General features: G+C 50.7%; 20 protein-coding genes and 1 tRNA gene. 12 read left to right on the top strand and 9 right to left on the bottom strand.

Annotation, left to right across the window (positions count from 1 at the left end; all coding sequences use genetic code 11):
- Positions 1-146: 146 nt before the first annotated feature.
- Entirely contained in the window at positions 147-287 is a 141-nt protein-coding gene (locus tag PHT49_10445; GenBank protein MDD5452301.1) for a hypothetical protein, read from the top strand.
- A gap of 93 nt (positions 288-380) precedes the next feature.
- On the opposite strand, the gene PHT49_10440 is transcribed toward PHT49_10445, so the two are convergent.
- Positions 381-1,523 carry a cytochrome c3 family protein gene (locus tag PHT49_10440; protein MDD5452300.1) on the bottom strand — a complete coding sequence of 381 codons (1,143 nt, stop codon included), beginning with the start codon at positions 1,521-1,523 and terminating at the stop codon, positions 381-383.
- Positions 1,524-2,251: 728 nt separating this feature from the next.
- Here PHT49_10440 and PHT49_10435 point away from each other — a divergent pair.
- The gene (locus tag PHT49_10435) at positions 2,252-2,809 is read left to right on the top strand and encodes a hypothetical protein (GenBank protein ID MDD5452299.1); all 558 of its coding nucleotides are present in this window, start codon (positions 2,252-2,254) and stop codon (positions 2,807-2,809) included.
- Positions 2,810-3,170: 361 nt separating this feature from the next.
- Entirely contained in the window at positions 3,171-3,596 is a 426-nt protein-coding gene (arfB, locus tag PHT49_10430) for an alternative ribosome rescue aminoacyl-tRNA hydrolase ArfB (GenBank protein MDD5452298.1), read from the top strand.
- A 41-nt stretch (positions 3,597-3,637) separates the two neighbouring features.
- Here the strand turns inward: arfB and cfa are convergent, their stop codons facing one another.
- The 7 genes from cfa to PHT49_10395 all read right to left on the bottom strand — a co-directional run bounded on the left by cfa (position 3,638) and on the right by PHT49_10395 (position 10,423).
- On the bottom strand, positions 3,638-4,777 hold the full coding sequence (cfa, locus tag PHT49_10425) for a cyclopropane fatty acyl phospholipid synthase (GenBank protein ID MDD5452297.1): 1,140 nt from the start codon (positions 4,775-4,777) through the stop codon (positions 3,638-3,640).
- A gap of 580 nt (positions 4,778-5,357) precedes the next feature.
- Positions 5,358-6,611 carry a DEAD/DEAH box helicase gene (locus PHT49_10420; GenBank protein MDD5452296.1) on the bottom strand — a complete coding sequence of 418 codons (1,254 nt, stop codon included), beginning with the start codon at positions 6,609-6,611 and terminating at the stop codon, positions 5,358-5,360.
- A gap of 657 nt (positions 6,612-7,268) precedes the next feature.
- A tRNA-Glu gene (locus PHT49_10415) sits at positions 7,269-7,344 on the bottom strand.
- Positions 7,345-7,437: 93 nt separating this feature from the next.
- Entirely contained in the window at positions 7,438-8,706 is a 1,269-nt protein-coding gene (locus PHT49_10410) for a hypothetical protein (protein ID MDD5452295.1), read from the bottom strand.
- A gap of 91 nt (positions 8,707-8,797) precedes the next feature.
- Positions 8,798-9,985 (bottom strand): pyridoxal phosphate-dependent aminotransferase, encoded by a 1,188-nt coding sequence (locus tag PHT49_10405; GenBank protein ID MDD5452294.1) that lies wholly within the window; start codon positions 9,983-9,985, stop codon positions 8,798-8,800.
- Positions 9,986-10,005: 20 nt separating this feature from the next.
- Positions 10,006-10,203 (bottom strand): hypothetical protein, encoded by a 198-nt coding sequence (locus PHT49_10400; protein ID MDD5452293.1) that lies wholly within the window; start codon positions 10,201-10,203, stop codon positions 10,006-10,008.
- A 61-nt stretch (positions 10,204-10,264) separates the two neighbouring features.
- The gene (locus tag PHT49_10395) at positions 10,265-10,423 is read right to left on the bottom strand and encodes a hypothetical protein (protein MDD5452292.1); all 159 of its coding nucleotides are present in this window, start codon (positions 10,421-10,423) and stop codon (positions 10,265-10,267) included.
- A gap of 294 nt (positions 10,424-10,717) precedes the next feature.
- On the opposite strand from PHT49_10395, the gene hemW reads away from it, so the two are divergent.
- The 4 genes from hemW (at position 10,718) to PHT49_10375 (ending at position 14,182) form a co-directional block, all read left to right on the top strand.
- Positions 10,718-11,842: a radical SAM family heme chaperone HemW gene (hemW, locus tag PHT49_10390; GenBank protein MDD5452291.1), complete on the top strand. Its 1,125-nt coding sequence runs from the start codon at positions 10,718-10,720 to the stop codon at positions 11,840-11,842.
- A gap of 127 nt (positions 11,843-11,969) precedes the next feature.
- The gene (locus tag PHT49_10385) at positions 11,970-12,557 is read left to right on the top strand and encodes a TlpA disulfide reductase family protein (GenBank protein MDD5452290.1); all 588 of its coding nucleotides are present in this window, start codon (positions 11,970-11,972) and stop codon (positions 12,555-12,557) included.
- 1 nt (position 12,558) lies between these two features.
- Positions 12,559-13,176, top strand: a complete 618-nt coding sequence (locus PHT49_10380; protein ID MDD5452289.1) for a peroxiredoxin — start codon at positions 12,559-12,561, stop codon at positions 13,174-13,176.
- Positions 13,160-14,182 (top strand): hypothetical protein, encoded by a 1,023-nt coding sequence (locus PHT49_10375; protein ID MDD5452288.1) that lies wholly within the window; start codon positions 13,160-13,162, stop codon positions 14,180-14,182. The genes PHT49_10380 and PHT49_10375 overlap by 17 nt, the downstream gene beginning before the upstream one ends.
- A gap of 26 nt (positions 14,183-14,208) precedes the next feature.
- Here PHT49_10375 and PHT49_10370 read toward each other — a convergent pair whose 3' ends face one another.
- Positions 14,209-15,351 (bottom strand): cytochrome c3 family protein, encoded by a 1,143-nt coding sequence (locus tag PHT49_10370; GenBank protein MDD5452287.1) that lies wholly within the window; start codon positions 15,349-15,351, stop codon positions 14,209-14,211.
- A gap of 667 nt (positions 15,352-16,018) precedes the next feature.
- Here PHT49_10370 and PHT49_10365 point away from each other — a divergent pair.
- The 5 genes from PHT49_10365 (at position 16,019) to PHT49_10345 (ending at position 20,483) form a co-directional block, all read left to right on the top strand.
- Positions 16,019-16,216, top strand: a complete 198-nt coding sequence (locus tag PHT49_10365) for a cation transporter (protein ID MDD5452286.1) — start codon at positions 16,019-16,021, stop codon at positions 16,214-16,216.
- Positions 16,209-18,500, top strand: a complete 2,292-nt coding sequence (locus PHT49_10360) for a heavy metal translocating P-type ATPase (protein ID MDD5452285.1) — start codon at positions 16,209-16,211, stop codon at positions 18,498-18,500. The genes PHT49_10365 and PHT49_10360 overlap by 8 nt, the downstream gene beginning before the upstream one ends.
- Positions 18,501-18,671: 171 nt before the next feature.
- On the top strand, positions 18,672-18,830 hold the full coding sequence (locus PHT49_10355; protein MDD5452284.1) for a rubredoxin: 159 nt from the start codon (positions 18,672-18,674) through the stop codon (positions 18,828-18,830).
- A 323-nt stretch (positions 18,831-19,153) separates the two neighbouring features.
- The gene (locus PHT49_10350) at positions 19,154-19,852 is read left to right on the top strand and encodes a HEAT repeat domain-containing protein (protein ID MDD5452283.1); all 699 of its coding nucleotides are present in this window, start codon (positions 19,154-19,156) and stop codon (positions 19,850-19,852) included.
- A gap of 166 nt (positions 19,853-20,018) precedes the next feature.
- Positions 20,019-20,483, top strand: coding sequence for a YaiI/YqxD family protein (locus tag PHT49_10345; protein ID MDD5452282.1), 465 nt, complete (start codon positions 20,019-20,021; stop codon positions 20,481-20,483).
- Positions 20,484-20,778: the final 295 nt, after the last annotated feature.

Below are 20,778 nucleotides of genomic sequence, written 5' to 3'. Positions count from 1 at the left end.
AAAAGTAATAAGAGGGCTATTCCTTCAGCTAAAAAATTATGTATAGCTTGCCATCCTGAGCCTTGCCATTTTGACAAATCCATTACCGATATGGGATGCATATCATAGGTTTTTGGGAACCGCAATTTTAATGTATGGTATTTCAGTTGAATTTGGACAAACATTATAGCGAAAGGAAAGGCGGCATCGACCGTAAGCTTCTTCTGTCCCGAGGTATGCTCTCCCCGGCCACCTGCTGTCTTATCAACCCGGATGTGGAAAAGACAGTGGAAAGGCGTTTCGCATGACCCGTGAGCTATGCCGGCGGCTGAGAGGAAAATACAGAAGTTAGAGAAATGGCTGGGGCAATAAAGGGGATTCTGAAGAGAAAATAGGGTAGATCAGTCATCCTTCTGCGTATGGCAGGTGAAGCATCCGGTAGTATTAGATCCCCCGCCTGCAATCATAGTTGTGTAGTCCCACCTTAGCATGTCAGGGTAATTCGTGGCATGGGCGGCGTGGCAGGAAAGACAGGTGACAACATCTGTTCCCGGCGTGACGGTACCACTTGGTGCATCAGGGACTGTTGTCCTGCCAACTGGGGCTTCTACACTGTAAGTTGTATAGTCCTTGTATTCTTTAGCAACATCGTCAGGTAAAACAACATCAGTTGGATGTCTCGTGAAGGGCCCCGTGGTGCTACCCCCTATCCCGCTTAACTTATGAAAATTGTAATGGCAGGTAGAGCAAAAACCGCTTATTGTGTTATTAGGAGACTTTATTTTCATGTCATCGGCCATGTCATGACAGTCAAGGCACCCGGTCTCCCCCGGGCTGGTTGTGCCAAAATATTCATTATGATCAGTGGCATTCAGGTTCTGATACTTATTTGCTCCCATGTTTTCAAAGCCCTTAACATTGTATAGGAACCGGTATGAGTTTGCTACAGTAGTGGCAGAGTCGCACTTGCCATCCACATTCCCATGATGAGCACCTTTTAACGTGGACAAACCACTCCCGTAGTTAAATCTGCGATAACCATGGCAGCCGTTATGTCCGGCACAGGTAAGTGTATTTGTTGTGGGCTCAGTAGTAGAATGATGACCTGGCGCACTATTCAAGGTGCCATCGGGGTTGCCGAAATCACTGACATTATGCCCCCTGTTATCATCTGTATCAAGATACTTAAAATTTCCACCAGCCAAATCCCCGGACCCATCCGTGTGATAAATCTGGGGAATATCGCTACCACCTATAGTTACAATCTTGCTAGCGGTGCCTTGGGCATGGCAACCTATACAGCTTCCGCGAGTAAGCAAAGAATTAGGGCCTGTTTCACCCCCATATGTAGCCATGGCTGCCCCACCCTGACTGTTGTGCATAGTGTGGCAGTTGACACAGGGGCCGGTGACTGCGGCAATAGCAGTCACCGGAATAGACAATATCAAGAAAACAACCAACGCCAGCGTAGCTGACAGTGACGATATATTTATCCCCTGAAGGGGTATTCTTAAAGTAGCCTGCGGTGCTGGATTACCTACCATTTTTCATACCTCCAAGCGGAGCTGGAACTAAATTTCCATACCCAACTTTTAATGGCAGAATTTTTTCTTTTGTTCTCGTAGCACATGTAAGTTTCATTGTCTAGTAAAATTGGGCAAAATACACTGGCCAGAGACCAAATTTCCGCACTCTGGCTTATTGTGTTTATCGGCATGTTCGGGCTAACTCTTTAATTTATGAGCCGAGGCCATTCTTTTCTATCCTGTCTGGCTAGACAAAAGCAAAACCTGTGCCGTAACCTGCGGAATAATCTTAAAAAAGAAAAATATCCGTTATATCCGATGGTTATATTTTTACCGGGATAGCGAAGGAGCGTCAAGACAATAGAAAAAGAGAACCAAAATACCAACTCAGTGGAAAATCGTTTCCATTTGTAGAGAAATGTTCTCCCTACCTCTTTTTAAGAGGGAGTAAGAGAGTAACGTTGTTTCTCACATTGCTTTTCTTTTGATTTGAAAAAGAGTGCAAAAGAAGTAAATCTCGCCGATATCGCGCAAGCAATTGGATAGAAGGCGGGGTGAGGGGTTATGCACAACGTCCCTATCCTATATATCCTTATGATTATCGAATAAAGTACGACCTGTGCCACGAAAAGTCCTTTCAAGAATCAACCCTGGCATGGTAAGTTATAAATTGAGTCGTGTGAGGCCATACCTATGCTTCATTCAGCGCACAAATAAAAACACAGGATTTGAAGAAAGGAACGAGCATGAAGAAGGAAGGGTTTATTCTGTTTAGTGGCGGCGTTAAAGGGGCTGAGGCGGAATTTGGGGCGAATGCGGAGCGTTTTGGAATTGAAGAAGTGAACTTCACATTTGAAGGACACAACATCGTTCGCCAACGAGGCTTGCGGGTACTGAACCACGAAGAGCTAAAAAATGGGGACGTGAGCCTGGAATACGTTTCGCGGCTGATGAATCGCCGCTACACCAGCAGCCCGATATTTCGCAAAATTCTGCAAAGCATCTGGTATCAGATTAACAACGGACAGGAAATTTACGTGATTGGAGAGATACTGGAGGACAAAACCGTAAAGGGTGGCACAGGATGGGGCGCCGAGTTCGCCAAACTATGCAACAAACCATTATACGTATTCGACCAGAAACGTAATGCGTGGTTCAGTTGGACTCAGACAGACTGGGTTGAGCGCGAGAGGGGAAATGAGCCGGTCATCACCCATGTTCATTTCGCAGGAACAGGGACGCGCTTTCTCGAAGAAAACGGCAAGAAGGCAATCGCCGAGTTATTCGAGAGAACGTTCTCATAATTGAGTGGCACATCTGTTCCATTGTTGTAAGGCGGGTAGCTTAAGTAGTCAATGCACCTGACGCCGGCCGGTTGGGAGTATTATGGATAAGGGGGAACGCAGTCGTGTTAGTTCTGTTAATTCCCTTACGCGTCGCATAATCATCGAGTAACGGGTTAGCTGTTTGAAAAAGTATTTTAAAATCCCTCCCGACCTCCCTTTTTCAAAGGGAGGAAAAACGCTTCCCCCTTTGGAAAAGGGGGATTGAGGGGGATTTTGGACCTTATAGCGCCTTGCCCAAGGCAATTTTCCAAGAACCTAAAGTGTTACATCCTCGAATGGCTGGGGAAGATAAGCCCATAGTGAGTAAGCGGAGTAAGATATGATTCGGGTCTCGTCAAAAATTATGCTGGACGATAACGAGCTTCACTTCAGGTTTGTGCGCTCCTCCGGACCCGGCGGGCAGAAGGTAAACAAGGTAGCAACTGCCGTTCAGCTCCGTTTCGATGTAATCCGCTCCCCTTCACTTCCGCCCGAGATTCGTGAGCGGCTGCTGCGCATCGCCGGGAAGAAGGTCACTGAGTCCGGGATGTTCATTATCCAGGCTCAACGCTTTCGCACGCAAGAACGAAATCTCCAGGACGCAATCGATCGACTGGCAGCGCTGATCCGCAGAGCGGCAGAAATACCGAAGCCTCGCCGTAAGACCATGGCCCCCCTTGCGTCACGGAGACGCCGCATAGAAGCAAAACAGCGGCGCAGTCAGACCAAACGCATGCGACGACTAATCCACCCCTCTGAGGAGTAGGCCCAAAGCGCCCGGAGGCAAAAAAACCGGCCATCCGGCTATTACCGGACAGGCACATAGCCTCCCCTGACCCCGGAATCAGAGAGCACAATCTGCCAAAGCTGGTTCTTTCTGGCCCTGAACGACCCTGCGCAGGTGAGAAGGTAGTACTTCCACATTCGATAGAATGTCTCCCCGTATTTCCCGTGAAACTTGTTCCAGTTTTTATCGAAGTTTTGAAACCAGGCCATCAACGTCTTGTCGTAGTCAGGCCCAAAATTGTGCCAATCTTCGATCACAAATATCCCTTCGCACGCCCTGGCAATCTGGGATACGGAGGGCAACATGGCGCGTGGGAAGATATACCTGTTGAACCAGGCGTCCATATCGGTTACTGAAATATTACCGCCAATGGTTTGTATGAGAAAGAGCGCGCCCGGCCTGAGATTGCGCTTGACGACGCTCATGTACCTGCGATAATTCCTGAAGCCGACATGCTCCAGCATCCCCAGCGAAACTGCGGCATCGAAAGCGCCGTCGCTACGGAGCGCACGATAGTCCTGCAACCTGATCTGGACCGGTAATCCGGCGCACATTTTTTCGGCCAGCGCACATTGTTCTTTGGAGATAGTTATCCCCACGACTGAAACGCCGTAGTTCTCGGCAGCGAACCTGGCAAAGCTGCCCCACCCGCAGCCAATATCCAAAACCCGCATGCCCGGACGCAGATAGAGTTTCCTGCAAACCAGTTCCAGTTTGGCTTCCTGGGCCTCGTCCAATGTCCTTGCGTTTTTCCAATAGGCGCAACTATAGACCATCCGTTTATCGAGCATGGAGCGAAACAGCTCGTTATCCAGATTATAATGGGCAGCGGCACAGAGGCAGCGTCTCTCGTTCTGCTGATTAAGAACCCGGGCCGAAAGGCATCCCCATGCGAGCGCTGCCCTGCTGGTCAGGCTGAGATCATTTATACTAAACTCTATGTCCTTCGCTAACGCCTTCTCTGCCAGGACATCCAGTCTGTACGTCTCCCACCAGCCGTCCATATAGGCCTCGCCCACGCCCAAAGCCCCGCGGGCAAGCGCCCGCTCATAAAAACGTCCATCCCTGACCCTAATATCAGAATCTCCCTTGCCGTCTATGACGATACCGGCCTGGGCCAGGACGGCCTGAAGAATTTCTTTGGCTTTCGCTGCCTTCATAAGCATTTTATCTCAAGACTGATGATCTCGTAAAAAATCAAAGTTTGACGGCTTCCCGACACACATCTTGAAACGCACCGCTGCATAGCAAGACAGAAAATAAGCTGTTTGTCAGCAGACTATAGGCTGGTGTAAACGCTATAACGCAGAAAGAGGAGGAATATCGTGTCGAACCCCGGAGTCAACGGTCGGAGAGAGACGTACAGCGCGCGCCCGATTACTTCTTGAGAATCCCGCAGGAGACGCCGAATGAACACAAAGCGTATAATTATAATATTAGCACTCAATAATTATGATGTACAAGCAAAAATTACCGGGAAAGCCGGTCATCCTGTTCGGAGGGCGAGTGGACGGTCAAGATTGCAGATTTCAGCCGGGGAAAATTACCGCTTTTAGTTTTGAAGCTCCCCGCAGTCCGCCTGGGGCGGACGGCGAATACGCTTGCTACTCATGTTCACCTGAAAATCCCCGTACCCCCTCTTCATCAAAAAAAGGGGGCCGGGGAATTGTTTTCATTGTTCTTTGTCCGCCGCGGCGGATGAGTGTTTTAATCGATTTTTCCGGCGCGTCATACCCGGCCTTAATGCCGGGACTTCGCCTTTTGCGCGAAGCGCCCGGACGTTCTATAGTTTCTGCGTGTACCCTGCGCTTTAAAGGCGCGGCCGCAGCTAGACCCCTGGCCTTTGCGCGGCTCCGGGATAACCGGCTCCAGACCCGGAATCACCTGCCGGTCCAGGTGCTGGCCCGTGTAATGTTCGATGCACGCCAGCTTGTCCCTGTCCTGGGGACTGACCAGGGATACGGCAATTCCCGATAACCCGCAACGGCCGGTCCGCCCGATACGGTGGACATAGTCCTCCGCCCTCATGGGCAAGTCGAAATTAATGACATGGCTCACGCTTTTGATGTCCAGGCCTCGTGCGGCCACGTCGGTAGCCACCAGAACCCTCACTCCTCCACGCCGCATACGTTCCATGGTGCGGTTGCGCGCGCCCTGACTCATGTCGCCGTGAAGGGCGGCGCAGGCATGTCCTTGGGCGGCAAGAATCGCCGCCACTTGTTCGGCGCCCCGCTTGGTCGCAGTAAAGACAATGGCCTGTGAAACCTCCCGGTCGCCAAGCAGATGAGCCAGCAGGGCCTGTTTGTGCCCAAGACCATCGGCGCAGTGCATCCGCTGTTCGATGGAGGCATGCCTCTCCTTCACCCGCGCCAATTCGATGCGCGCCGGGTCCCGAAGGAGCCGGGGGGCAATACCCTGTACACCGCCCTCAAGCGTTGCCGAGAACAACATTGTCTGCCGGGACTTGGGGACTGCCGAGGCAATACGTTCTACATCGTCGATGAAGCCCATATCGAGCATCCGGTCGGCCTCATCCAGAACAAAGAGCTCTACACGGGAAAAATCCACCCGCCCGCGCTGCATGTGGTCAATAAGACGACCCGGGGTAGCGACAAGAAAATCCAGGGGCATGCGGAGCAATTTTTCCTGAGCGTCGTAGGGGACACCGCCAACAATAGCGCCGGCCCGTGGTTGGGTAAAACGACCGAGTTGATGGACAGTCTGGGTGACCTGAAGCGCCAGTTCCCGGGTGGGCGTAAGCACCAGCACCCGCGCGCCACGGCCCCGAAGCGTTGGGGGCGCGACCAGCCGTTGGAGCGCAGCCAGCACGAACACCGCTGTCTTTCCCGTACCGGTCTGTGCCGAGGCCATCAGGTCGCGGCCTTCCATGGCTACCGGGATAGCCTGGCTCTGGATCTCAGTGGGAATGGTGTAACCGCTTGCTGCGACAGCGCGCAACAAACGTGGATCGAGATTGAATCTTTGAAACGACAAAGTAATACCCTTCTCCGCCCGCCACAGGCGGAATAAAAATTACCAAGGATAAACCGTTTTGCTGGGCAGTTTGTGGCAGGGATTACCGCCAGGTTCCCCAAGCCGTTGTAAGCCAACGGCATGGACGTCGCCAACCAGAAAACCTGCGGTAAAGAACAGCGGGGAAGGTCAGAGACGAAACGTTACTCCTGATAGGAATTTGTTACTATACATAACAATGCACGAAAAAGCCAGCTTTTTTTCACCAAGTGCGTATATCGGCTCTGGATACTGTCTAACCGCCCTTTGAGCGACCCGAACGAACACAAATTATTCATCTTATCAGTAGAAAGTGCCGAAAAGTACAATAGATGGATATGTGTACCGCGTGCCGGAGGACTTGAGAGAGCGAAGGATAGCGACACCAGGAGTTGATCCTTACGAACCTATTTAATAAACTTGTAAATACCAACCTTTATGAACGACTGGTTAAGTCGTCGGTCAATCCTCGTATCTTATCCATGATATCCCACCAGCATATCTCCTCAGTTATGGTCAAGACGTTCTATCGCAGCCTCGATCATAATGCGGCAAAGGGAAATAAGTAATACCTTAAGAGTTGGAGAGAAAAAATAAACCCCTTGACTCTATTAAGTAAAGTCAAGGGGTTATATTTTCTGGTGATCCCAACGGGACTCGAACCCGTGTTTTCGGCGTGAGAGGCCGATGTCCTAGGCCGCTAGACGATGGGACCTATAACTGACTGTTACGGGTTCGAAAATAAACCGTGGATGCGCTGTTGTCAAGATTTTTATATCTTGCCAAGCGTCGATGGCTGTTTTCTGCATCAGAAGCTTATCTGATAGACGAACTGAACCTTGTGCTCGTAATCGTCTGCGTTCGCCAGGCCTCCGACCTTGCTATTGTTAACGTCATAGTTGTAACGTTCGTAGTTCACCATGACCATATTATGCTTGTAGACGTCATAACTCAACCCGGCGATAAGCAGGCGCGCAGAGTCATCTGAGATATCCACATTCGGATCAAAATAATCATAACGGCCGTGTACCCTCAGTTTTTCCAGGCCCGGAACCCTCACAAACCCGAACAAGGAATAGCCTTCGACCGTCTTTGGGTTGCTGCCGGTAGTAAGCCAGGTCCCGGCCTGATTGCCTTTATTTCGGCAGACCTCACCGGTAACCGTGAAATATTTGGACTCGTAGCTGATGAAACCTGTATTTATATGCCAGTCCGGGGCATTACTGTCCGTGTAGGTAGCGCTGTTACCTTTTCCGGTGACGCCGAAATAGCTCAATTGCAGACCGGGCAACACATCGGGCAGGGGCCGCACCGTAACCCGGTATTCCACCGCCTTGTCGTTGTTGTTTTCCGTGGCATGATACCCGCTCCCATTGTAAACACCGAGGTGATAGCTGCCATACTTACCCGCATAATATTTACTGACGTCCTTCTTATAGTCTTCATCCATCTCACCGCCGAAATAACCCATAATGCCTATGCCTATATCCGATGAGTTAAAGTTACCGAATCTTTCCTGAAACATGGTCCCCTGACACCGGTAGGGATTGACGTGTTCCTGAAAATCCAGCCAGGCCATATGGCCCATCCCAAGTTCCGTTTTATTATTGGTAACCAATCCCAGGTCCGGCAGATTGAACTGGGCGTAGTAATACTTGAACCTGAGCAGCCAGCTACCATAAGCTTTAGAACCATCATTTACGGTTTCCTGAAATATATCAGGCGTGACGCGTACGGAAAACCAGGGAGTAACCTGTTTTGTGAAATTAATGTAACCGCGCGTGACCGCGAATTGATTGTAGCTGCTCTGACTCCCGCTGCTCAGGCTATTACCGGCCGAATAATCGATATAGGCCAGGGCGCCAAGGCTTACTCCTTCGAGGCCTTTGGGTAGCTTTGCCTCTTTTTTTTCATTTTCTTTTTCAATTTGCGCTGCTTCCTCTTCGGTCAGCACGCCCTTTTGTTTCAGCTTTTCCAGCAAAGGATCTGCCGCATAACTCAAAGGGCCTTTCAGAGTAATGGCAAACAGCATCAAGCTCAGGATCATAACGGCCTTTTTCACTAAACGATTTTTCATTTACTACCTCCTGCGATTATTTTTGGAGGGAGAATACCGGGAAAATGTGACGTGATTACGGGCAGGATGTGACAATTTCATGAAGCGGTCACTACTTATCCGGATACCGTCCCATAGCCCTCTCAAAACCCGGGAGCGCCCGCTCGATAGTCTTTTCAGGCACACAGAAGGCGATGCGGAAATATCCCGGGCATCCAAAGCCGCTGCCGGGCACGGTGAGGATATTTTCTTCCTGGAGGGTCTTTACAAATGCTGTATCGTCAGGCAGGGGGGCTCTGGGGAAGAGATAAAAGGCCCCTTTAGGTCTCAGAAACTGATAACCATAGCCGGCCAGGGCCTCGCAGAGCATGTCCCGCCTCTTTTGATAGATGGAGACATCCACGGTCTGTCCCTGGAGCCCGGCCACTACACGCTGCATCAGGGCCGGCGCATTCACAAATCCTAAGATGCGGTTGGCCAGGGTCATGGCGGAGGCGAGGTCATCCCTATCCATGCCTTCCGGATGGACGGCGATATAGCCGATGCGTTCTCCGGGGAGGGAAAGGTCTTTAGAGTGAGAAGTAGCGACAATGCTCTCCCGGTAGGCAGCAAAGACACTGGGCGCTTCTATGCCGTCATAGACGATGTAGCGGTAAGGTTCGTCGGCGATAAGATAAATAGTCTGGCCCCGGCCTTGCGTCTTATCGGCCAAAAGCTCGCCCAGTCTCCGGATGGAATCCCGATCATAGACCTGGCCCGTGGGGTTATTAGGCGAATTAATGAGTACCGCTTTAGTACGAGGAGTAATCGCTTCCTCGATAGCAGGGAGGTCGAGGGAGAAATCCTCTTTCGTCCTGACTATGACCGCTTTGCCGCCATGGTTATCGACATAGAAATTATATTCGACGAAGTAGGGGGCCGGGATTATAACTTCATCTCCAGGATTGAGTATGGCCTTAAGGATCACATTCAAAGCCCCCGCCGCGCCGCAGGTCATGATTATATCCTGCGCAGAAAACATCAGGCCGTGTTCAGATGATAGATGGCGGGCTACGGCCGCTCGCGCCTCTGTGTAACCGGCATTGGGCATGTAGCTGTGACAGTTGGGTGTTTCATTATTGACGGCCTCCAGGAGCGATTGACGGAAAGAGGCCGGCGGCGGAAGGTCCGGATTCCCCAGACTGAAGTCATAGACATTATCGGGGCCATATTGGGCCTTTAAGGCCAGTCCTTCCTCGAACATCCTGCGTATCCACGAGACCCTGGTCATAAAATCATGCATCCTGGTCGAAACAGACATAGTAGTCAATTCCTCCCCGCTTATTGCGGTTGGACAAATTCCGCGGCCTTTTTTATAAGAAACGACGCCTTTTCTATGGCTTCGGACGCATCCGCCTCTGGAGAGGCGGATAGCTTAAGGGTTGAATAATAATTCTTTATCCGGTTAAGTGTTGCCTTATCAAAGACCGTATTTAACACCCGAGTCACCGCCTCTTCCAGGTCTTTGTACTTTTCCATATCAACGCCGGTGATGTTAAAAATGGACTTTAAGGCATGTTCCGATGCATCCAGGCATCTCTTAAAAACTCTGCGTATGCCCCGACTGTTCTGCCTCCACGGCCTCAGCCAGGAGTTTCTGCGCATACCTCAGATGAGTCCTGGCCCTTACCGGATAAAAAGTCATGCCTATGTGCCCGGAACCAAGTCCGCCTATATTAAACCTCGCCTTAAAATTCATCCGATTACTACTATTTCTACGGCCAAAATACAAGGTCTGAGTTGATTGTAATTTCCTGAGCCTTAGGGAACCCCTATGGTTCTGAGCGAAACTTGCTGGAGCAGCGGGGCACCCTTCGAGAGCGAGCAGGAAGGGGAAAGCCAGCCCTTTAGTGGCTGGAAGGGGCAAGCATTCCCCGCCTGCGAACTCTGAAAGGGTCGCTGCGCAAGCCGTGAAGCGAAGAGACCGGGGGTTCACTTCTCCTCTTCCCCGGCTGTTTTCATCGTGGTAATATATTATTCGGACAATTTGATGATGAGTGACAGCAAAAACCCTGGTCTTTATATACACGTCCCTTTTTGCCGGACAAAGTGTCCCTATTGCGATTTTTATTCGGTGACCTCCCTTTCTCTTGTCTCTGAATGGATGTATGGGTTGCGCAGAGAGGCCCTTATCTATAAAGACCGCTTTACCGCCTTCGATTCCCTCTATCTGGGAGGCGGCACCCCGACCTTGCTCGCCGGGCATGAACTCGCCACCTTGATGGATGGCCTTTTCCGGTATTTTACCTTCTCACCCGATACAGAGATAACCATAGAGGCCAATCCTGACGACGTCACCCTGGAAAAGCTGACGCTCCTGCGGGATCTGGGAGTAAACCGCATCAGCCTCGGTGCCCAGTCTTTCGATGACCGGGAGCTTCAATACCTGGGCCGGAGACACACTGCCCGGCAGACGGACAAGGCGCTGGAGTGGATCAGGGTCTCCGGCTTTACCAATGCAGGGGTGGACCTGATGTATGGATTTGCCGGCCAGACTGAGGCAGACTGGATGCAGACCATGAAACACGCCCTTGCTTTTGAACCGGAACACCTCTCCTGCTATCAGATGACGCCCGAAGAGGGGACACCTTTTGGCAAAATGCTGGCAGAGGGCCGGATCAAACCCCTGGAAGAAGAGAAAGAAAGGGATTTCTTCCTTCTTACCTCCAGGTTCCTTGAGGAGCACGGATACCTACATTACGAAATCTCTAATTTTGCGAGGAGTGAGGAATTCTTTTCCCGCCACAACCAGAAATACTGGCAGCACGTCCCCTATCTGGGGCTTGGCCCTTCTGCCCATTCATTCCAGGACGGCGTCCGCTGGTGGGATTACAGGTCCATCCGCAAGTATTGCCGGGCGCTCGCAGAAGGAAAGCCACCGGTTGATGGGACTGAGACACTTTCTACGGAACAGCTCAGACTGGAGGCGCTTTACCTGGGCTTCCGAACCAGGGACGGGGTGTCTATGGAAATCCTCCACAATAGCAGCCCTCAAGCAGACCGGATTTTGTCCCGGCTGCAAGAATCAGGATTGGTAAGGGTCCTACAAAACCGGGCCTTACCTACCCGTGAAGGATTTGCGGTAGCAGACCGCCTCCCGCTTTTATTTTCAGAATGAGAATGCTTGCCAATTTCTAATCATCTGTGCAATAATTTTTATAACAAGAAAATAATCCAGGCCGCTCCCATACTGCCTACCGCCACAGGGAAAGGGAGTGGCCATAAGACGTTGGCTGGAGGACAAGATGATAAAAAAGATCTTGATATACCTGGGAATCTTTGTTGTCTTTTTTCCAATATTCGATCATCCGGCGCGAGCGGCCAGTGCCCCGTCGATAAGAGACGATACCCCGGCAGCGATCAAACTCCCGGTACCGCAACGCCCTCACGAAAGGAGTTATTTGGGACTTTCCGGGACAGGGCATTTCAAGATATCACAAATCAAGGCCCCGGTTGTAATTGTTGAAGTCTTCAGCATGTATTGCCCCCACTGTCAAAAAAATGCCCCCGAAGTAAATAAACTATATCGGATTATTGAAGATAATCCATATGTTAAAGACAAGATCAAATTAATTGGCATCGGGGCAGGGAATTCTTCTTACGAAGTCGAAATATTCAGAAAAAAATATGACATATCCTTTCCCCTTTTCGCAGATATTGATTATTCTGTCCACAAGGCCCTGGGTGAAGTCAGAACTCCTTATTTCATTGGGATCAAAAACAATAAAGACGGCACGTACAAGGTCTTCTATTCTAACCTTGGCGGGGTTGAAAAGGCCGACGAATTCCTGGAGATGATGCTTAAATTATCCGGCTTGCAGCAGGAGGATTAATATGTCCGGTAAAAAAGGAACCTGGTTCATACTCGTAATTGGATTTACCCTATTTTCGTTTATCTCGCCGGCCTACGGGCTCTCAGATGTGTACAGGGAGAATATTTACCAGGTCGGAGACTTAAAGCCGCGGGACAGCGTGCCCAAACTCAAGGTGGGCGACCCTGCCCCTGACTTTACCCTGCCGGCCGTCTCCGGAGGAAAGGTATCACTTAGCCATTACCGGGGGAAAAAGCACGTGGTCATCTCATTCGTTCCTGCTGCCTGGACGCCGGTCTGTTCAGATCAGTGGCCCGGGTACAGCATCGTAAAGGATATTTTTGACCAAAACGATGCCGTAATTATAGGGATTACCGTAGACAATATACCTACGCTCTATGCCTGGACCAGACAGATGGGGGAGCTATGGTTCCCGGTCCTTTCTGATTTCTGGCCCCATGGAGCAGTAGCAAACAGTTATGGTGTGCTGCGTTCTGACGGGGTCTCGGAAAGGGCCTTATTTATAATCGATAAAAAAGGCGCCATTCGTTATATAGACGTACATGATATCAATCAAAGGCCGGACCTCGGGGTCCTTATCCAGGAGATGGAAAAACTAAACCGTGCCTATCCCCGGTAACCTGCTCACTACTGCTATGGCGGTCATGCCGCATAAGGATGTGGACCGGGCCCTTCAGATGGCCCTGTCTTTAGACGTGCCCTTCTGGCCTCAACTTCCCCGCCTGAGCTACTATGAAGACATGTACGTCCAGGCCTCGGAGCACTTCCCGGGTATCGTGCTTGATCTGGAAAGGCGCACCCTCCGTTTTTCTATGGAAAAATTTGTAAGTGAGTTTGAGGGGGCCATAGCCCATTTCAATGAGCCGGGATATTTCGATATCAGCGACACCTATTCACAGGTCTATAGCCGTTTCCTGGCCATGGATCTGTCAGATCGTCCGGCCATACGGGGGCAACTCGAAGGCCCTATCAGTTTCGGGTTAAACGTACTGGATCAGGACAACCGCCCTATTCTGTTTAACGACACCATCCGCCCGCTTATGCTTGAGATACTGGCCAGGCGGATAAACGCCCAGTTGAACCGCCTCAAAAAATTAAATGCCAATGCCTTCATGTTTGTGGACGAGCCGGGGCTACAGTTTATATTCAGCGGTATGGCCGGCTACGGAGATGTGGCGGCAAAAAAAGATATGGAGACCTTTTTCTCCATGATGGAAAGACCCCGTGGCGTGCATCTTTGCGGCAACCCGGATTGGGACTTCTTATTAGGGCTGGATATGGACGTGTTGTCTCTGGACACCTACTCCAACGGAGAAGTCTTTGTGTCTTATGCCCGGTCTATCCGTAAGTTCCTGGAACGCGGCGGGGTCATTGTCTGGGGGATGGTGCCGACTAATGTCGAACCGTTTGAAAAAGAGGGCCTTGATTCGCTTGAGGCACGCCTCGCTGAATTATGGACTGCCCTCGTTAAGGCCGGTATCGACCGCGAATTTCTTCTGTCCAGGAGTATGCTCTCCCCGGCTACCTGCTGTCTTGTCAACCCGGATGTGGAAAAAACAGTGGAAAAGGCCTTTGCAACGATCCGCGCATTATCCCAGAGGCTTCGTGAAAAATACAGAAGATAAAGACCTGTCCAGGAAAATAAGGTAGATCAGTCGTCCTTCTGCGTGTGGCAGGTGAAGCATCCGGTAGTATTAGATCCCCCGCCTGCAATCATAGTTGTGTAGTCCCACCTTAGCATGTCAGGGTAATTCGTGGCATGGGCGGCGTGGCAGGAAAGACAGGTGACAACATCTGTTCCCGGCGTGACGGTACCACTTGGTGCATCAGGGACTGTTGTCCTGCCAACTGGGGCTTCTACACTGTAAGTTGTATAGTCCTTGTATTCTTTAGCAACATCGTCAGGTAAAACAACATCAGTTGGATGTCTCGTGAAGGGCCCCGTGGTGCTACCCCCTATCCCGCTTAACTTATGAAAATTGTAATGGCAGGTAGAGCAAAAACCGCTTATTGTGTTATTAGGAGACTTTATTTTCATGTCATCGGCCATGTCATGACAGTCAAGGCACCCGGTCTCCCCCGGGCTGGTTGTGCCAAAATATTCATTATGATCAGTGGCATTCAGGTTCTGATACTTATTTGCTCCCATGTTTTCAAAGCCCTTAACATTGTATAGGAACCGGTATGAGTTTGCTACAGTAGTGGCAGAGTCGCACTTGCCATCCACATTCCCATGATGAGCACCTTTTAACGTGGACAAACCACTCCCGTAGTTAAATCTGCGATAACCATGGCAGCCGTTATGTCCGGCACAGGTAAGTGTATTTGTTGTGGGCTCAGTAGTAGAATGATGACCTGGCGCACTATTCAAGGTGCCATCGGGGTTGCCGAAATCACTGACATTATGCCCCCTGTTATCATCTGTATCAAGATACTTAAAATTTCCACCAGCCAAATCCCCGGACCCATCCGTGTGATAAATCTGGGGAATATCGCTACCACCTATAGTTACAATCTTGCTAGCGGTGCCTTGGGCATGGCAACCTATACAGCTTCCGCGAGTAAGCAAAGAATTAGGGCCTGTTTCACCCCCATATGTAGCCATGGCTGCCCCACCCTGACTGTTGTGCATAGTGTGGCAGTTGACACAGGGGCCGGTGACTGCGGCAATAGCAGTCACCGGAATAGACAATATCAAGAAAACAACCAACGCCAGCGTAGCTGACAGTGACGATATATTTATCCCCTGAAGGGGTATTCTTAAAGTAGCCTGCGGTGCTGGATTACCTACCATTTTTCATACCTCCAAGCGGAGCTGGAACTAAATTTCCATACCCAACTTTTAATGGCAGAATTTTTTCTTTTGTTCTCGTAGCACATGTAAGTTTCATTGTCTAGTAAAATTGGGCAAAATACACTGGCCAGAGACCAAATTTCCGCACTCTGGCTTATTGTGTTTATCGGCATGTTCGGGCTAACTCTTTAATTTATGAGCCGAGGCCATTCTTTTCTATCCTGTCTGGCTAGACAAAAGCAAAACCTGTGCCGTAACCTGCGGAATAATCTTAAAAAAGAAAAATATCCGTTATATCCGATGGTTATATTTTTACCGGGATAGCGAAGGAGCGTCAAGACAATAGAAAAAGAGAACCAAAATACCAACTCAGTGGAAAATCATTTCCTTTTGCAGGTAAATGTTTTTCCACCTCTTTTTAATATCTGAAGTCCACACGGGGACATCTTCTTGTTGTCATTTAGAAGTGATGGGGTGGAAAAAACAGGAAAGGAGTTGAAAAAAGGCACAAGCTTGCTTTAAGATTAAATTAAAGGCTCAAAAATCTAAGGCAACAGACCTTGGTGTTGGCTTTCGAAAAGGTGGCAACGCCAATGCGAACCGGTACCACCCGACCTTACAGGTATTAAACGGTTTTATCTATATAGATGCAGGAGGAGACGAGATTATGACCACGATCAAGATAAAAGGCATGTCCTGCGATCACTGTGTAAGAGCTGTATCCAAGGTATTGAACAGCATCGAAGGCATTAAGAATGTCAAAGTCGATCTGGCTAAGGGTGAAGCTACTTTTATTGAAGAGAAACCAGTCGACGTAAGCATGATCAAAGAGCAGATAAAAAAAGCAGGGTACGAGGTTGGCTGACCAGGTCATGGTCCATACCAAAGACAAGAGCGGCGACGAAAAGACCACTATTTCTGTGGGCGGCATGACCTGCGCCGCCTGCGTACGGCGTGTAGAATCAGCCTTGAAATCAGCCCATGGCGTCACAGAAGCCAATGTAAACCTGGCCACAGCACGGGCTACCTTAACCCACAGCCCGGAATGGTCCGGAGTAGAAGAACTAAGAAAAATACTCTCTGACACAGGATACGAGTTCTTAGGTGTCCTGGGTGAGATATCTGGAGACCCGGCCGAGGCGGCCCGAAAAAAAGAGATAAAAGAACTTAAAGTAAAATTATACGTGGGCGTGGTTCTCAGCATCCTTATCCATGCGGGTTCCATGCAACATTGGTTCCCATTCCTTCAATCCATTCCCAGACAGACCATGCTCTTTTCTCTCCTTATCCTTGCCACGCCGGTGATGTTCTGGGTAGGGAGCCGCTTTTATGTGGGCGCCCTCAAGGCCGCCAGACAAAAAACAACGGATATGAATACCCTGGTGGCCGTGGGCACCCTATCCGCCTACCTCTATTCTGCCGTGGCTACCTTCTGGCCTGATTTTTTTACGCGTGCCGGTATCGCGCCACATATCTATTTTGACGGCGCAGCCATGATTATTACTCTGGTTATCCTGGGCCGCTTTCTGGAAGCCCGGGCCAAAGGAAAGACTTCTGCCGCTATAAAGAAGCTGATGGGGCTTAAGCCAAGGACGGCCCGTGTTATCCGGGATGACAAGGAGATGGACATCCCTATTGAGGCCCTCGTGAAAGAGGATATTGTCCTGGTGCGGCCGGGAGAAAAGATCGCCACGGACGGCATGGTTATCTCCGGGGCCTCCGGGGTAGACGAATCCATGCTTACCGGAGAAAGCCTGCCTGTGACCAAGCAGGCCGGGAGCGAAGTATTTGCCGGCACGTTGAACAAGAGCGGGAGTTTCACCTTCAAAGCCGTTAAAGTGGGCGCGGAGACTGCCCTGGCCCAGATCATCCGATTGGTCGAAGAGGCCCAGGGTTCTAAAGCGCCCATCCAGCGATTCGCAGATAAGGTGGCGTCTGTCTTTGTCCCGGTGGTATTCACTATAGCCGTGATCACCTTTATTATCTGGTACTTTCTTGTCCCGGAACCGATCCTTAGCCGCGCCCTCCTGAATTTTGTATCCGTCCTGATCATTGCCTGCCCCTGTGCCATGGGCCTGGCTACACCCACGGCGGTCATGGTGGGAACCGGCTTAGGGGCTGAAAACGGCATCCTGTTCAAAGGCGGTGAAAGCCTGGAAAAGGCGTACAAGCTTACAACGATTGTCTTTGACAAGACAGGGACATTGACCAAGGGAGAGCCGGAGGTCACGGATATACTACCGGCAGGGGGCCTGCAACCAAAAGACGTTCTCAGGATCGCGGTATCCATTGAGGCCCTCTCCGAACATCCGCTCGCCCAGGCCATCGTGGAAAGAGGCCGGCGGGAAGAGGTGTCCCCCTACCCTGTCCATGACTTCGAGGCCCTCTCCGGTCTCGGGGCTAAAGCCACCTTTAACGGCAAGAATGTATCCCTTGGGAACCTTCGGCTCATGGAGAAAGAGCAAGTAGCGATGCAAGGTTTGGATCAGAACGCCAAAAGGCTCGCTGGCGAAGGAAAGACCTGTGTTTTCGTGGTCGAAGAAGAAACAGCGGCCGGCCTTATTGCCCTTTCCGATGTCCCCAGGGAATCTGCCCGGGATACGGTTTCGGCCCTTAAGCGTATGGGGCTGCATGTGGCCATGATTACCGGAGATAATGAGAAGACCGCCCGCGCCATAGGCCGGGCCGTGGGCATCGATCAGGTTATGGCCGAGATACTGCCTGCCGACAAAGCCAGAGAGATACGGCGTTTGCAGGAGCAAGGCCAGGTAGTGGCCATGGTTGGAGACGGCATCAACGATGCCCCGGCCCTGACTACAGCAGACATCGGGATTGCCATCGGCGCCGGGACGGATGTGGCTATAGAGGCCAGCGACATCACGCTCATCACTGACGACCTGCGGCTGGTGCCCACGGCCATCAAGCTGTCATCCCAGACCATGAAGGTAATCAAACAGAACCTCTTCTGGGCATTTTTCTACAATAGCCTCGGGATCCCCATCGCAGCCGGGATATTGTATCCCTTCTTTGGAATACTCTTGAATCCTGTGTTTGCGGCGGCGGCCATGGCCATGAGCTCGGTCTCCGTAGTGGGGAACTCTCTGCGCCTGAGGAGATTATGGATGCGTTCCTATTTTGGACGCAGATGAACGCAGATTTACGCAGATGTTATATTGCCGTTTTTGTCATTCCCGCGAAACCTATCCTCGACCTGATCGGGAAATGGGAATCCATAAGATTGTTTATGGGGGGCAGGAATGACATCTGCGGGTATCAGCGAAAATCTGCGTCCTAATCAGTTTTAAAGGAGGCTTACGGCTATGGATAAGTATGAATGCACAGTCTGCGGCTATGTGTATGACCCGGACATCGGAGACCCGGATAACGGAATAGCGCCCGGCACCCGGTTTGAAGACCTCCCCGATGACTGGACCTGCCCGGTCTGCGGGGCTGCAAAGGACCAGTTTAAAAAACAGTAGGCAATACTACTCACTTGTTGCCACTTAACAATTCAGCATTTTGAAAATGCATGATAACAAGTGCAAGGAAGCATATCAAATCAGGGAATCAGGAAGGAGAGGGCTTGAAAGAATTCAGAAAGACGTTTGAATCAGGAACTCAGAAAATCAGGAAAGTATTTTGGAAAATTGATTTTCAGCAGTTCGGCTCCTAGTTGCTCTGTTCTTTCATGAGTTCATGAGTTCCAGATTAATAGCCTTTTCTGAATGTAGGACGGTTTCAAACGCCTAAAGTGTTACGTTGCCGCATTAGTTATGAATAAGTGTTAACCTGAGGGAGCGCTGTGGATACTACAAAACAAAAAGGCAGAGATCTCAAGCGTCGGCTTATGGAACTCCTCGCCTCTACCGATATTAACCCGGCGCTTGTTGAACTCTGCCGGTTGCCGGCCCGCCAGGTGATAAACCCTCTCTTTTCCTTCCTGTCCGCCACTGACCCGGCCGTGAGATGGCACGCCGTTACAGCCATGGGGGTGGTTGTAGCCCGCATGGCCGCAAGAGATATGGAAGGGGCCCGCGTCATAATGCGGCGTCTAATGTGGAGTTTGAACGACGAATCCGGGGGCATCGGATGGGGCGCACCCGAGGCCATGGCCGAGATTATGGCCCGCCACGACGGTCCGGCCAGGGAATATGCCCATATGCTGGTATCCTATGTCAGGCCGGACGGAAATTTCCTGGAGCATGAATTACTGCAACGCGGCGCCGTCTGGGCGTTAGGGAGGCTGGCCCAGGCAAGGCCGGACTTGATACAGGATTGCATCCCCCACCTCCTGCCTTACCTGGAATCCAAAGATGACACGGTCAGGGGACTGGCCGTATGGACTATGGGTCTGCTTCGGGCGGAAACGGCCCGCCCACTGCTCGAAGGTCTTCTGGCAGATAATGCCGAAATCGCTCTTTATCTGGATGATGAGCTTACCGTCCGCCGGGTAAGCGACCTGGCCGAACAGGCCTTGTCAGCTCTTGGCGCGCAGTATTGATAGTAACTTATAAGCTTAGGATTGTCCCCAATATCTTATCCAAATTGATCTCCGTTGACAATCTTCGCTTTTTAACCGGTAATAATTGGTTTACTTGAGGTTCGTATGGGTTATATATATGTGTCTAACCCATGCCTATTCGGAGGAAAGGGAGTGCCGCCGGTTCATGCGCTTATATGTCGACGCGGATGCCTGTCCCAGAGCCATTAAGGAAATACTCTACCGGGCGGTTGCCAGGGTCAAGGTTCCGCTGATTATGGTTTCCAATCTGAATCTGCAGGTTCCGGCCGCTTCCAATATCAGCGGCATCAACGTGCCCGGCGGCCCGGATGCCGCGGATGATAAGATTGCCGAGCTGGTGGAAGCGGGCGATCTCGTGGTGACCGCCGATATTCCGCTGGCCGACCGGGTGGTCAGCAAGGGCGCCGTGGCCCTGGATCCGAGAGGCGACTTCTATACCGAGGAAACGATCAAACACCGCCTTGCGGTGCGGAATCTCATGGATCAGTTGCGCAGCCAAGGCGCCAACACGGGTGGCCCCGCCACGTTTAACCTCAAAGACCGGCAGGCTTTCGCCAATCAATTGGATAAATTTTTTGCAAAAGGACGCGCGAATGGGGATGTCCTTTAGTTTCCCAGTTTACGAAAGATCACTGAAGAAGATCTTGCATTTGCAGTAAAAAAGCTTAATCATAGACCAAGAAAGTGCCTCAACTACCGGTCTCCACATGAAGTGTTCTGGCAGACATCAAGTGGTACACTTGCAACTTGAATTCACCGACTTTTGCATTCTGAGAAACAACGTTATATATAGGGCGATCGAGAGATCATACCCTCAATGGTGGCATAGAAAAAAATAATTATCTATCTACCCCAAAAAGAATCCTCCTGTTAAGAAGAAAAAGAATTTGCCCAAATTCAATATC

The sequence above is a fragment of the Desulfovibrionales bacterium genome, from assembly GCA_028715605.1.
Classification (GTDB): domain Bacteria; phylum Desulfobacterota; class QYQD01; order QYQD01; family QYQD01; genus QYQD01.
Note: the sequence above shows the minus strand (reverse complement) of the source record. Positions and strands in the feature narration are given on the sequence as shown.

What these genes read in the sequence shown, in the direction of transcription:
- PHT49_10440 (MDD5452300.1), bottom strand. Translation starts at nt 1,523, where the DNA reads ATGGTAGGTAATCCAGCACCGCAGGCTACTTTAAGAATACCCCTTCAG.
- PHT49_10435 (MDD5452299.1), top strand. Translation starts at nt 2,252, where the DNA reads ATGAAGAAGGAAGGGTTTATTCTGTTTAGTGGCGGCGTTAAAGGGGCT.
- arfB (MDD5452298.1), top strand. Translation starts at nt 3,171, where the DNA reads ATGATTCGGGTCTCGTCAAAAATTATGCTGGACGATAACGAGCTTCAC.
- cfa (MDD5452297.1), bottom strand. Translation starts at nt 4,777, where the DNA reads ATGAAGGCAGCGAAAGCCAAAGAAATTCTTCAGGCCGTCCTGGCCCAG.
- PHT49_10410 (MDD5452295.1), bottom strand. Translation starts at nt 8,706, where the DNA reads ATGAAAAATCGTTTAGTGAAAAAGGCCGTTATGATCCTGAGCTTGATG.
- PHT49_10405 (MDD5452294.1), bottom strand. Translation starts at nt 9,985, where the DNA reads ATGTCTGTTTCGACCAGGATGCATGATTTTATGACCAGGGTCTCGTGG.
- PHT49_10400 (MDD5452293.1), bottom strand. Translation starts at nt 10,203, where the DNA reads ATGGAAAAGTACAAAGACCTGGAAGAGGCGGTGACTCGGGTGTTAAAT.
- PHT49_10395 (MDD5452292.1), bottom strand. Translation starts at nt 10,423, where the DNA reads ATGAATTTTAAGGCGAGGTTTAATATAGGCGGACTTGGTTCCGGGCAC.
- hemW (MDD5452291.1), top strand. Translation starts at nt 10,718, where the DNA reads ATGAGTGACAGCAAAAACCCTGGTCTTTATATACACGTCCCTTTTTGC.
- PHT49_10385 (MDD5452290.1), top strand. Translation starts at nt 11,970, where the DNA reads ATGATAAAAAAGATCTTGATATACCTGGGAATCTTTGTTGTCTTTTTT.
- PHT49_10380 (MDD5452289.1), top strand. Translation starts at nt 12,559, where the DNA reads ATGTCCGGTAAAAAAGGAACCTGGTTCATACTCGTAATTGGATTTACC.
- PHT49_10370 (MDD5452287.1), bottom strand. Translation starts at nt 15,351, where the DNA reads ATGGTAGGTAATCCAGCACCGCAGGCTACTTTAAGAATACCCCTTCAG.
- PHT49_10365 (MDD5452286.1), top strand. Translation starts at nt 16,019, where the DNA reads ATGACCACGATCAAGATAAAAGGCATGTCCTGCGATCACTGTGTAAGA.
- PHT49_10355 (MDD5452284.1), top strand. Translation starts at nt 18,672, where the DNA reads ATGGATAAGTATGAATGCACAGTCTGCGGCTATGTGTATGACCCGGAC.
- PHT49_10345 (MDD5452282.1), top strand. Translation starts at nt 20,019, where the DNA reads ATGCGCTTATATGTCGACGCGGATGCCTGTCCCAGAGCCATTAAGGAA.